The organism is uncultured Bacteroides sp., from assembly GCF_902472605.1.
Taxonomy (GTDB): domain Bacteria; phylum Bacteroidota; class Bacteroidia; order Bacteroidales; family Bacteroidaceae; genus Phocaeicola.
In genome coordinates, this window is sequence record NZ_CABROP010000067.1 from 1 (window position 1) to 12,073 (window position 12,073).

The 12,073-nt window shown below is 48.0% G+C and carries 9 protein-coding genes; 3 read left to right on the top strand and 6 right to left on the bottom strand.

All coding sequences use genetic code 11. The features are described from left to right. The 5 genes from RDP42_RS12015 to sppA form a co-directional block, all read right to left on the bottom strand. Window positions 1–240 (bottom strand): hypothetical protein (locus RDP42_RS12015; RefSeq protein ID WP_308763876.1); only part of this gene is annotated, 240 nt, incomplete at its 3' end. 17 nt (window positions 241–257) lie between these two features. After that, window positions 258–1,295 carry a thiamine-phosphate kinase gene (gene thiL / locus RDP42_RS12020; protein ID WP_308763877.1) on the bottom strand — a complete coding sequence of 346 codons (1,038 nt, stop codon included), beginning with the start codon at window positions 1,293–1,295 and terminating at the stop codon, window positions 258–260. 7 nt (window positions 1,296–1,302) lie between these two features. After that, entirely contained in the window at window positions 1,303–2,112 is an 810-nt protein-coding gene (locus RDP42_RS12025) for a purine-nucleoside phosphorylase (RefSeq protein WP_204474539.1), read from the bottom strand. Beyond that, entirely contained in the window at window positions 2,006–3,169 is a 1,164-nt protein-coding gene (gene lpxK / locus RDP42_RS12030; RefSeq protein ID WP_308763878.1) for a tetraacyldisaccharide 4'-kinase, read from the bottom strand. The genes RDP42_RS12025 and lpxK overlap by 107 nt, the downstream gene beginning before the upstream one ends. Window positions 3,170–3,181: 12 nt before the next feature. After that, window positions 3,182–4,942 (bottom strand): signal peptide peptidase SppA, encoded by a 1,761-nt coding sequence (gene sppA, locus RDP42_RS12035; RefSeq protein ID WP_308763879.1) that lies wholly within the window; start codon window positions 4,940–4,942, stop codon window positions 3,182–3,184. Window positions 4,943–5,431: 489 nt separating this feature from the next. Here sppA and RDP42_RS12040 point away from each other — a divergent pair, with 489 nt between their 5' ends. The 3 genes from RDP42_RS12040 to RDP42_RS12050 all read left to right on the top strand — a co-directional run bounded on the left by RDP42_RS12040 (window position 5,432) and on the right by RDP42_RS12050 (window position 10,867). Then, complete coding sequence (locus RDP42_RS12040; RefSeq protein ID WP_308763880.1) at window positions 5,432–7,279, top strand: 2-oxoacid:acceptor oxidoreductase subunit alpha; 1,848 nt, start codon at window positions 5,432–5,434, stop codon at window positions 7,277–7,279. Between the two features lie 33 nt (window positions 7,280–7,312). After that, the gene (locus tag RDP42_RS12045) at window positions 7,313–8,323 is read left to right on the top strand and encodes a 2-oxoacid:ferredoxin oxidoreductase subunit beta (protein ID WP_308763881.1); all 1,011 of its coding nucleotides are present in this window, start codon (window positions 7,313–7,315) and stop codon (window positions 8,321–8,323) included. A gap of 204 nt (window positions 8,324–8,527) precedes the next feature. Beyond that, window positions 8,528–10,867: a GH92 family glycosyl hydrolase gene (locus RDP42_RS12050; protein ID WP_308763883.1), complete on the top strand. Its 2,340-nt coding sequence runs from the start codon at window positions 8,528–8,530 to the stop codon at window positions 10,865–10,867. 197 nt (window positions 10,868–11,064) lie between these two features. Here RDP42_RS12050 and upp read toward each other — a convergent pair whose 3' ends face one another. Further along, window positions 11,065–11,718 (bottom strand): uracil phosphoribosyltransferase, encoded by a 654-nt coding sequence (gene upp, locus RDP42_RS12055; RefSeq protein WP_308763882.1) that lies wholly within the window; start codon window positions 11,716–11,718, stop codon window positions 11,065–11,067. Between the last annotated feature and the right edge of the window lie 355 nt (window positions 11,719–12,073).

Genomic DNA, 12,073 nt, shown 5'->3' on the forward strand with positions numbered 1-12,073 from the left:
ACCGGGGACACAAGGATTTTCAGTCCTTTGCTCTACCATCTGAGCTATGGCACCATTGTTTCTTGTTTGCGGATGCAAAGGTACGCAAACTTTTCGAACTTGCAAATATTTTAGCTGAAAAAATGCGGTTTTTGTGTAAAAAGAGGTCTTCTGGGCACAAAATACATGGGTAATGTCATAAAAAAACCTTCCTTTTGGGCCCGAAATGAGCGGGAAAGTCCAAAAAGGAAGGTCTTCCATTCTGATTATCGGAGGCTTTATCCTTTCAACGGATTCCAGCCCTGTGCTTTCAGTTCCAGTTCGTTGCCGTCACGGGTCACCAGTGCACAGCCCAGTTCAGGCTTGGTGATGTGACCGATGATTTTGACATCCTTCATCTGGGCCACCGTTTCATGTGCTGTCAACGGGACGGTGAAGAGCAGTTCGTAGTCTTCGCCGCCGTTCAGGGCACAGGTGCTTAGGTTCATGTTGAACTCTTCGGCCATGACCGCTGTCTGGTAGTCGATGGGGATGCGTTCCTCATAGACCCGGCAACCCACGTGACTCTGTGAGCAGATGTGCATCAGTTCCGATGACAGGCCGTCGGAGATGTCCATCATGGCCGTAGGCTGTACTCCGGCTTTAGCCAGGCTTTCGACGATGTCCTTGCGGGCTTCCGGTTTCAGGAAGCGTTCCAGCAGGTATTCCTTTCCGGCAAAGTCGGGCTGTACGTCCTTTTCGCCTTGGAACACGGCTTTTTCGCGTTCCATTAGTTGCAGACCCATGTAGGCAGCTCCCAAATCACCCGATACACAGATGAGGTCGGTTTCCTTGGCTCCGTTGCGGTAAACCACTTTGTCCGTGTCGGCTTCTCCGATGCAGGTGATGGAGATGGCCAGTCCCGTGACAGAAGAGGTAGTGTCGCCTCCCACGAGGTCCACGTGATGCTGTTCGCAGGCCAGACGCAGGCCGTCGTAGAAGTCTTCGAGGTCTTCGATGCAGAAACGTTTGGAGACAGCCAGTGAGACGGTAATCTGTTTCGGGGTACCGTTCATGGCGTAGATGTCGGAGAAGTTTACCATGGCCGATTTATATCCCAGGTGTTTCAGCGGGGTATAGACCAAGTCAAAGTGTACACCTTCCATCAGCAGGTCGGTGGTGACCAGTACCTGCTTGCCGGGAAACTCCAGTACGGCGGCATCGTCGCCTACACCGTATTTCGTTTCCGGATTTTGCAGTTTGATGTCCTGGGTGAGGTGCTTGATGAGGCCGAATTCACCCAGTGTGGAGATTTCAGTTCTGTTTCCTTCGTGCATAGTATTTTTACGCTCTGTTGATAAGTTCTCTCATAATGGTGGTCATGCGAGGCTGTGCGGCGTCGGCTGCCTTCTGCACTTCTTCGTGGGATACTTCCACAATCTTGCCTTCTACGCCCAAGTCGGTGATGACCGATACACCGAATACCTTGATGCCACAGTGGTTGGCCACGATGACTTCCGGTACGGTAGACATACCTACGGCATCTGCACCCAGGATACGGAACATTTTGTATTCCGACGGGGTTTCAAACGTAGGGCCTTGGGTACCGATGTACACGCCTTGCTGTACCTTGATGCCTTTTTCCTTGGCAATTTCCAGGGCTTTGGCAATCAGTTCCTTGGAATATGCTTCGCTCATGTCCGGGAAACGCGGTCCGTAGTCGATGTTCTTGCCGCGGAGCGGGTGTTCCGGGAAGAAGTTGATGTGGTCGGTGATAATCATCAGGTCACCGATTTCAAAGTTCGGGTTCGTGCCTCCTGCGGCGTTTGATACGAACAAGGTTTTGATGCCCAGTTCGCGCATCACGCGCACGGGGAAAGTCACTTCCTTCATGGAATAGCCTTCATAAAAATGAAAGCGTCCTTGCATGGCCATGATATCTTTGTTACCCAATTTCCCGAAAATCAGCTTGCCACTGTGTCCTTCGACGGTAGAAACCGGGAAGTTTGGAATGTCTGCATAGTTGATTTCATACTTGTCGGTGATTTCATGCACCAGACTGCCCAGGCCCGTACCCAGGATGATGGCTGTTTCGGGATGAGTGTGCATCTTCGCCTTCAGGAAGGCGGCGGTTTCTTGAATTTTTTCTAACATACTCAATAATTTTGGGGTTAAATACTAGTTCTCCTTTGTGCAGGAACTCCACTTCTATGGGGAGCACATAAATATAGGGTTTCAGTTCGTCATCGAGCTGCGGATGGCCGATGAGCCGCGAGGCATCCTTTTCGGTGGTCAGGATGAGACTTCGGGCCTCGGGCAGCTGGTGGAACTGTTGTGTAATTTTTCGCATGTCGGCACCGTCGAAATTGTGGTGGTCCCCGAAGAGCAGGGGAGTGACCCTGGCGGCATGACGACCCACTTCTTCCAGCAGGGGAGTCGGTGAGGCGATGCCGGTGACCAGCAGTATTTCTTTTTCTTTCAACCAGTCGAGCGACTGTGCAGGGGTATCGGCAAACAGTGGATATAGCTTCCCATAGGCCAGGGTCGTGAAGCACACTTCCTGACGGGGAAGAGGTCGGATGCGTTGGCGGATACGTGCGCAGGCTTCCAGGCTGAGGTCGGGCGGACATTTGGTTACCACGAGCAGGTCGGCCCGTCGTTTGCCGCTGGCAGGTTCCCGCAATCGCCCAGCAGGCAGAAGCTGGTCACATTCCACGGGGCGATGGTAATCCATCAATAGGATGCTTAGTCCCGGCTGCACGTAGCGATGCTGGAAGGCATCGTCCAGCAACACGACTTCCGTGTCGGGTGTTCCTTCCGGCGCCATCAGTCGGCGGATACCTTCGCAGCGGTCTCCGTCCACAGCCACCCGGATGTCGGGAAACTTACGGGCCATCTGGTAAGGCTCATCCCCAATGTCTTCCATGCGGGAGGCGGGAGAAGCCAGCACAAAGCCTTTCGATTTCCGCTTGTAGCCTCGGCTCAGCACGGCCAGTTGGAACGACTCGTGCAGCAGTCGGATGAGGTATTCCGTATGAGGGGTTTTCCCGGTGCCTCCCACGGTCAGGTTGCCGATGCAGATGACGGGTAATGGAAAACGTTCCTGCCGGAGCAGTCCCCAGTCGAACAGAAGATTCCGTACCCTCACCCCGATGCCGTAAAGGACACTGAAGGGCCACAATCCCCAATATATCTTGCATTTTCTGCTCATGAATCTGTCACTTTATTGGATGTGCAGGTCGAACGGCAGGCGGGCTTGCAGACGGTCGGCTTGTTGGATGTGGCGTATCCAGTCGAAGCCGCGGTAGTATTCTCCGAAGGTTTCCTGCAATTCACTGTGAATGTAGCGGTCGGCACGGGTGTTCAGCAGTTCCGTCAGGAAATCCTGTTTGCCAGGATAACTTTTCAGCTTGTAGTCTTTCACCTTGCCCAGTTGGGCTGCCAGTTGGATGGCAGTGTCCAGTCCGCCCAGTTCGTCTACCAGTTTCAGTTCCTTAGCCATGCTGCCGGTCCATACACGACCTTCTGCAATTTTATAAAGCTCTTCCAGTGGAATGTTTCGCCCTTCGGCACAGCGTTTGGTAAACAGGGCATATCCTTGGTTCACCATCTGCTGCATCAGGGCCGATTCTTCTGCATTGAGCGGACGGCCCATACTGCCCATGTCGGCCATTTTATGGGTTTTGACTCCGTCAAAGTGGAGTCCTAATTTGTTGTTCAATAACTCAGAGGCATCGGGCACCATGCCGAAGATGCCGATGGACCCGGTCAGTGTGGTCGGTTCAGCGACAATCTTGTTGGCGGCACACGAGATGTAGTAACCGCCGGAAGCGGCATAGTCACCCATGGAGACTACGACCGGTTTTTCTGCTTTCAGCAAGCAGACCTCCCGCCAGATTTGTTCGGATCCGTAAGCGCTTCCACCCGGAGAATTCACACGGAATACTACGGCTTTCACGTGCTTGTCGTTGCGCAAGTCGCGCAGGTCTTTAGTTACTTTCTCGGAATTGATGCCTTCATCGTATGACGAGCTGTTGTCGATTTCGCCGTAAGCATAATATACTGCTATCACATCGCGGGTTTTGCTTGTCGGAGTATCCGACTTGACGCGGGTCATTTCGTCGAGGTTTAGGGTCTGGAGATTCTCATCCTCTGATAGTCCGGTAAGCGATTTCAAGTAGCTGAGCACCTCATCTTGGTACATCAGCGTGTCGGCCAGTCCGCAGCGCACATAGGTTTCTGCCGGTTGGAAATCCATATTTCGATCGGCCAGTAGGTTCAGGGAATCAGTCGACAGATGGCGTGATGCAGCCACGTCATTCACAATGCTCTTCCAGGTAGATTCCAGAAAAGCCAGCGTCTGTTCCCGGTTGGCCGGACTCATCTCGGTACTGATCATCGGTTCTACAGCCGATTTATAAGTTCCTACGCGGAAGATTTGCATTTTTACACCGATTTTGGCAAGGAAATCTTTTAAGAACATGGTTTCACTGGCCAGACCGTGCCAAGACAGACTTCCCGAGGGATTGATGATGACCTTGTCGGCCACACTGGCCAGGTAGTAACCGCCTTGAGTATAGGAATCGGCGTAGGCTACCAGGAATTTGCCGCTTTTCTTGAAATCAGTCAGTGCACGATGGATAGCTTGCAAGGAAGCGGCCGGACAGCTGAATGCGCCCGTGTGTAAGTAGATACCTTTGATAAGATTGTTCTCTTTGGCTTTTTGGATAGAACTCAGAATATCTTCCAGCCCGTAAGTGGAAATCTGGTCTTCAAAGAACTGGTCGATAGGACTGGGTTGGTACCGCTCTTGTATGGTTCCTTTCAACTCGAGGGTAAAGACAGAATTGGCTGGGACAATGGTCTCTGTGTCGGAGGAGGCCACGATTCCTGCCAGTATGCTTATTCCTAAGATAATAAAGATGAACCCGCAAATCAGTACGCCCGTGATAGTAGCCAGGGTGCTTCGAAGAAATTCTTTCATGATAAGTCGTTTTAGGATTGATAAACAAAGTTATTCTTTTTGCCTGAAAAAACAAAGATGCAACTGCTTAAATTGAGGGTTTATCATGCTCTTCATCTTTTTAGAGGGAAGGTAGTGCAGGAGCAAAGCGAATCATTAATATATAAAGGAGAAAATAGGAAGTTATGCTGATACTTTTTTGTAAATTGTCCGGGCTGTTTGTAACAATCTGTTAATGAGCTGTTTAATTTGTTTTCTGTTATTTGAGGATTTGCTCTGTTTGGAGGAGAAAATGAGACCTGAAAAAACGCACTTGCGTTTGAACTAAAACTCTTTTGCGTTTTGTCTCAAACGCACTTGCGTTTAGAATAAAACGCCTTTACGTTTTACTTGAAACGTAAGGACGTTTTTTTCAAGGTACTCTAAAATAACTTCCGATTTATTTTGATTTTTTCTGGAACTTCGCCATTTTTGCCAAAATGGATTTTGTGAACTTTAAATAAATACGATATGGCAGAAGAAATGATTGTCAAGGAGCTGGACGATGTGGTTGTCCGTTTTTCGGGTGACTCCGGCGACGGCATGCAGTTGGCCGGCAATATGTTTTCGAATATTTCGGCGACTGAAGGAAATGATATCAGTACATTCCCGGACTACCCGGCCGACATCCGCGCCCCGCAAGGCTCGTTGACAGGGGTATCCGGTTTTCAGGTACACATCGGTTCCGGGAAGGTGTACACTCCGGGCGATAAGTGCGACGTGCTGGTGGCCATGAATCCGGCAGCCTTGAAAACACAATATAAGTTCTGTAAACCGCAGGCAGTGATCATTATTGATTCCGATTCGTTTACCAAACGCGATTTGGAAAAGGCAAAATTCTCGCTCGAGAATCCGTTCTCTGAACTGGGTATCAAGAACGAGGTGGTATCGGCTTCTATCACGACCATGTGTAAGGAAAGCCTGAAAGACAGCGGACTGGACAACAAGTCCATCCTGCGTACCAAGAACATGTTTGCTTTAGGGTTGGTGTGCTGGCTGTTCCATCGCGACATTGCGGTGGGCGAGAAAATCCTGCGCGAGAAATTTGCCAAGAAACCTGAAATCGCCGAAGCTAACGTGAAGGTGTTGTACGACGGATACCACTTCGGTGAAAATACCCATGCATCTGTCTCCATCAGTTACACGGTACCGAGCAAGGCACAGAAACAGCCGGGACGTTACATGGACATCAACGGCAACAAGGCCACGGCCTACGGGCTGATGGCGGCAGCCGAGAAGGCAGGCTTGCAGCTCTATTTAGGTTCGTATCCGATTACCCCGGCTACGGACATCCTGCACGAACTGGCAAAGCACAAATCGCTGGGTGTAAAGACTGTGCAGTGTGAGGACGAGATTGCGGGCTGTGCTTCTGCTGTGGGGGCTTCGTTTGCCGGAGCTTTGGCTGTGACCACGACTTCCGGACCGGGTATCTGCTTGAAGAGTGAGGCCATGAACCTGGCGGTGATTACGGAACTGCCGTTGGTGATTGTGGACGTGCAGCGCGGCGGACCTTCTACAGGTTTGCCGACGAAATCAGAACAAACCGATTTGCTGCAAGTATTGTTCGGGCGTAACGGGGAGAGTCCGATGCCCGTTATTGCGGCTTCTTCACCGACCGACTGTTTTGACGCGGCTTATTGGGCTTGCAAGATTGCTTTGGAGCACATGACACCGGTGGTACTGCTGACCGATGCGTATATTGCCAACGGTTCGGCAGCATGGCGTCTGCCCGACCTGAAAGATTATCCTTCCATCTGTCCGCCTTATGTGAAACCGGAAATGGCGGATTCTTGGACACCGTTCTTGCGTGATCCGCAGACAGGAGTGCGTTATTGGGCAACTCCAGGCATGTCGGGCTTCATGCACCGTATCGGCGGACTGGAGAAAAGCAATGAAACTGGAGCCATCTCTACTGAACCGGAGAATCATTTCCTGATGACCAAACTGCGTGCCGAGAAGGTGGAAAAGATTGCCGATTCGCTTCCTCCGCTTGCCGTAGAGGGCGATCCGGATGCGGATTTGCTGATTGTGGGCTTCGGTGGAACTTACGGACACCTACATTCCGCCATGGACCAGCTGAATGCCATGGGCAAGAAAACGGCACTGGCACATTTCCGTGTGATTAATCCGTTGCCGAAAAATACGGCAGAAGTGCTGCGGAAGTACAAGACCATCGTGGTGGCTGAGCAAAATATGGGACAGTTGGCAGGCTATCTCCGCATGAAAGTGGAGGGTATTCACTTGCATCAGTTCAACCAAGTGAAAGGCCAGCCGTTTGTCGTGAAGGAACTGGTAGAGGCATTTAGCCAACTTTTTTAATGATTCATCAATAAATGTTCTGGAGGAATAATCATGAGTGAAACAAAATATACGGCAGCAGATTACAAGTTCGGACAACCTCGCTGGTGTCCGGGTTGCGGTGACCACGCTTTCTTGAACTCTTTTCACAAGGCCTTGGCCGAACTGGGGGTGCCGCCCCATGAAATTGCGGTGATTTCCGGTATCGGATGTTCTTCGCGTTTACCTTATTACATGAATACATACGGCATGCACACCATCCACGGGCGTGCGGCAGCCATTGCTACGGGAGCTAAAGTAGCCAATCCCAATCTGACCATCTGGCAGATTTCTGGCGACGGTGACGGACTGGCTATCGGAGGTAACCATTTTATTCACGCCATCCGCCGTAATGTAGATATCAATATTGTGCTGTTGAACAACCGCATCTACGGACTGACCAAAGGACAATATTCGCCGACTTCGGCCCGTGGTTTCGTGAGCAAATCTTCCCCTTATGGGACAGTGGAGGATCCTTTCCGTCCGGCAGAACTCTGCTTCGGGGCCCGTGGACGTTTCTTTGCCCGTTGTGCGGCAGTCGACGGTGGTCCTTCCGTCGAAGTGCTGAAAGCTGCAGCCCGTCACAAAGGTACGTCGGTAGTGGAAGTGTTGCAGAACTGCGTCATCTTCAACGACGGTACGCATAATGCCGTGGCCAAGAAGGAAGACCGTGAACGTAATGCTATCTACCTGGAGCATGGCAAGCCGATGTTGTTCGGCCCGAACAAGGAATACGGGCTGATGCAGGAAGGCTTCGGTCTGAAAGTGGTGAAGCTGGGAGAAAATGGGGTGACCGAGAAAGACATTCTGGTACACGACGCCCATTGTGAAGACCACACCCTGCAGTTGAAGCTGGCCCTGATGGAAGGTCCGGACTTCCCGATAGCCTTGGGAGTAATTCGCGACGTGGAGGCGCCGACCTACGATGCCGCAGTGGAAGCTCAGATAGAAGAGGTTTCAGCCAAGAAAAAATATCACACGTTTGCTGAGTTGCTCGAAACGAACGATACGTGGGAGATTAAATAAACGAGACAAGATAAAAAGAGCCGGTGTTTTTTCATACGGCTCTTTTTCTTTTTGTTTTAATAACTAAAGTGGTAATTAAAATTTTACCTTTCTGTTATCATTCTGTTTGGGCGTATGCAGGCTGGAAAGAGTGGAAGAAAATCTGGATAAGGAAATAGAATGCGATTCTTAATTTTACCTATATAAAAATCGATGTTAAACCTAATGTATATGTTTCGAAAGATATATCTTTATCTGCTTGCCGGGTTGTTGTCTTCTCCGGCATTTTCTCAGAGTGTAGTGAATTATGTCAATCCGATTATCGGTACCAATGGGATGGGGCATACCTTTCCAGGTGCTTGCGTTCCTTTTGGTTTGGTACAGCTTAGCCCGGATACAGATACAATTCCTCATAGTGTGAACGGGGTGTATCAGACAGATGTTTATAAATATTGTGCAGGCTATCAGTATTCCGATTCAACGATTGTGGGATTTAGTCATACGCATTTAAGTGGTACAGGACATTCTGACCTGGGGGATGTGTTGATAATGCCCACGACGGGAGACTTGAAACTGAATCCGGGACGTGCTACTCATCCGGATGAAGGGTATCGTTCGCGTTATAGCCATGATACAGAACATACTTCTGCCGGATATTATGAGGTGACTCTTAAGGACTATAATATAAAGGTTCAACTGACAGCTACTCCACGGGTCGGAGTGCATAAATATACTTATCCATCCAAAGAAGGACGAATTATTCTCGATTTGAACCATAGTATCTACAATTACGATGGGAAGGTGCTTTGGAGTAACCTGAGAGTCGAGAATGATACGTTGTTGACTGGGTATCGGATAACCGATGGATGGGCTCGGACGAATTATACTTATTTCGCGATTTCTTTTTCACAACCGATAAAAGATTATGGGTATGTGGATAAAAAGAAACCGGATTATATCGGGTTTTGGAGGCGATTTGCGCTGGAACGTAATTTCCCGGAAATAACGGGCCGGTCTATTGTGTCGTATTTTAATTTTGATACGTCGGTCAATAAGGAACTGGTGATAAAGGTGGCTCTTTCACCCGTGAGTACGGAAGGGGCTTTGAAGAATCTGCGGACAGAAGCTGAAGGGAAAACTTTTGAACAAGTGGCGGATGAAGCCTCCAAGTTATGGAACCAGAAATTGAATTTGTTTGAAATAGAAGGGACTGAAGACCAGAAGGCCATGTTCTACACATCGTTGTATCATACGATGATTAACCCTTCTGTGTATATGGATGTAGACAGACTTTATCGGGGGTTGGACCATAACATTCACAAGGCGGAAGGTTTTACCAATTATACTATTTTTTCTTTGTGGGACACTTATCGGGCAGAGCATCCTTTCTTGAACCTGGCTTTTCCGCAACAGAGTAATGATATGGTAAAATCCATGATTTGCCACCAACAACAAAGTGTGCATAAGATGTTACCGGTATGGAGCCTGATGGGGAATGAAAACTGGTGTATGAGTGGATACCATGCCGTGTCTGTTTTGGCAGATGCGATAGCTAAAAATGTATTTACCGGTCAAAAAGAATCTGCATTACAGGCCATGGTGGAAACGTCGAATGTGGATTATTATGACCATCTGGATGAGTATAAAAAGTTGGGCTATATTCCTTTTGAAGAAAGTAGTACGGCTGTTTCTTCTACCTTGGAATTTGCTTATGATGACTGGACCATTTATCAGACTGCTTTACGATTGGGAAATAAAGAAATAGCCAATCAGTATTATCAACGGGCTCTGAATTATCGTAATGTATTCGATCAATCGTGTGGATTTGCTTGTCCACGCTATGCTGACGGAAACTTTAAGAAAGATTTTGATCCTTTACAGACACATGGTGAAGGGTTCATTGAAGGAAACTCATGGAATTTTTCATTCCATGTTCCTTATGATGTATATGGTATGATGGATTTGATGGGAGGTGAGAAAGTCTTTTTAAACCGTTTGGATAAGTTGTTTGAAATGCATCTTCCGAAAAAATATTATGAAAAGAATGAAGATATTACGGAAGAAGGATTGATAGGGGGGTATGTGCATGGAAATGAACCGAGTCATCATATCCCTTACTTGTATGCCTGGACTTCACAGCCTTGGAAAACACAATATTGGACCAGAGAGATTATAGACCGAATGTATCGGAATGATATAAATGGTTTGGGAGGAAATGACGATTGCGGGCAGATGTCAGCTTGGTATATGTTTACGGTTATGGGATTTTATCCTGTGTGTCCGGGAACTGATCAGTATGTATTGGGAGCTCCTTATTTTTCGTACCTCAAGTTGAACCTGCCAAATGGGAACCTACTGGAAATCAAAGCTCCGGGAGTAGATGATACACACCGCTATGTACAATCGCTTACCATTAATGGGAAAAAATACGAGAAACTGTATGTGACGCATGCCGACCTGATGAAAGGGGGTGTGTGGGAATTTAAGATGGGTACCTCTCCCAATAAAAAAAGAGGCTTGAAAGCAGAAGATAAACCTTATTCACTTACAAGCAGAAGCAAATAAATCATGAAAGTATCCTTGTATGATTCTCCGTCGGATAGCATTGTTTGGTAGATACTATTCATTATTCGTTGCAAGATATAGAATGTGATATAAAAGCCACATTTGAGTGAACTTCAGGGCAATCCTGTAATAGCTAAACAGCAAAATCTGGGATATTGATTATGATAATGGAGGATGTACACATCCTCCATTATTTCTTATTCTTTCTCTCCATAGCACAAATCACCAGCATCGCCCAGTCCTGGTACGATGTATGAATGTGCATTCAGTTCCGGGTCGATGGCTCCGCACCATACTGTCGTCTTTTCAGCGGGAAACACTTTCTGGATGTGCTCGATGGCCTGACGGCTGGCAATGACAGAAGCGATGTGTATGTGTGCGGGCTCTCCTTTGGTTAGAAGTGCTTCGTAGGCCAGCTCCATGGAACTGCCGGTAGCCAGCATCGGATCGGTGAGAATCAGGATTTTACCGTCCAGTCGAGGGGAAGCGATATATTCGATATGAATGTCGAAATTATCTTCATCGATGTATTTGCGATAGGCTGATACAAACGCGTTTTCGGCATGGTCAAAATAGTTGAGAAATCCCTGGTGCAGCGGCAGGCCGGCTCGGAGGATAGTGGCTACCACCGGTTGTTCGGCAGGTACGTTTTCTACAGCTGTGGCCAGCGGGGTTTGTATCGAAATCGGCTGGTACGGAAGGGTGCGGCTGATTTCGTAGGCCATGATTTCACCGACTCGTTCTATGTTTCGACGGAAACGGAGCGAATCGCCTTGTATATGTACGTCTCGGATCTCAGAAAGGAATTGGTTGAAAAGTGTGTGGGTTTGGTTAAAGTTGATTATTTTCATAAACATTTTCAGGTGCTTAGAGGTTATATATCTAGTTTATCGGCCTGCAAAGAAACAAAATAAAATTGATTTGTAATGTAGATTTGGCAAATTTGTTATACAAGTATAAATCTTTAAATGATTACGGATTTTTTTCAGTAATAAATTCTTTGAATAAAAAATAACTACTACTTTTGTAGCGCCTAAAACAAAGAGATGTTGAAGAACAGAAATGAGGATAGATTAGGCGTTTAGTGAGGTAGAGAAAAAGAATAAACATTTGATATAATAACCAAATTAATCATTTGAACAATGGCAAAATTAGATCTTACTAAGTACGGTATCACTGGAACCGTAGAAATCGTACACAATCCTT

Bases quoted from the DNA above. Each gene is read 5' to 3' on its own strand.
- thiL (WP_308763877.1), bottom strand. From the start codon at position 1,295: ATGCACGAAGGAAACAGAACTGAAATCTCCACACTGGGTGAATTCGGC.
- RDP42_RS12025 (WP_204474539.1), bottom strand. From the start codon at position 2,112: ATGTTAGAAAAAATTCAAGAAACCGCCGCCTTCCTGAAGGCGAAGATG.
- lpxK (WP_308763878.1), bottom strand. From the start codon at position 3,169: ATGAGCAGAAAATGCAAGATATATTGGGGATTGTGGCCCTTCAGTGTC.
- sppA (WP_308763879.1), bottom strand. From the start codon at position 4,942: ATGAAAGAATTTCTTCGAAGCACCCTGGCTACTATCACGGGCGTACTG.
- RDP42_RS12040 (WP_308763880.1), top strand. From the start codon at position 5,432: ATGGCAGAAGAAATGATTGTCAAGGAGCTGGACGATGTGGTTGTCCGT.
- RDP42_RS12045 (WP_308763881.1), top strand. From the start codon at position 7,313: ATGAGTGAAACAAAATATACGGCAGCAGATTACAAGTTCGGACAACCT.
- RDP42_RS12050 (WP_308763883.1), top strand. From the start codon at position 8,528: ATGTATATGTTTCGAAAGATATATCTTTATCTGCTTGCCGGGTTGTTG.
- upp (WP_308763882.1), bottom strand. From the start codon at position 11,718: ATGAAAATAATCAACTTTAACCAAACCCACACACTTTTCAACCAATTC.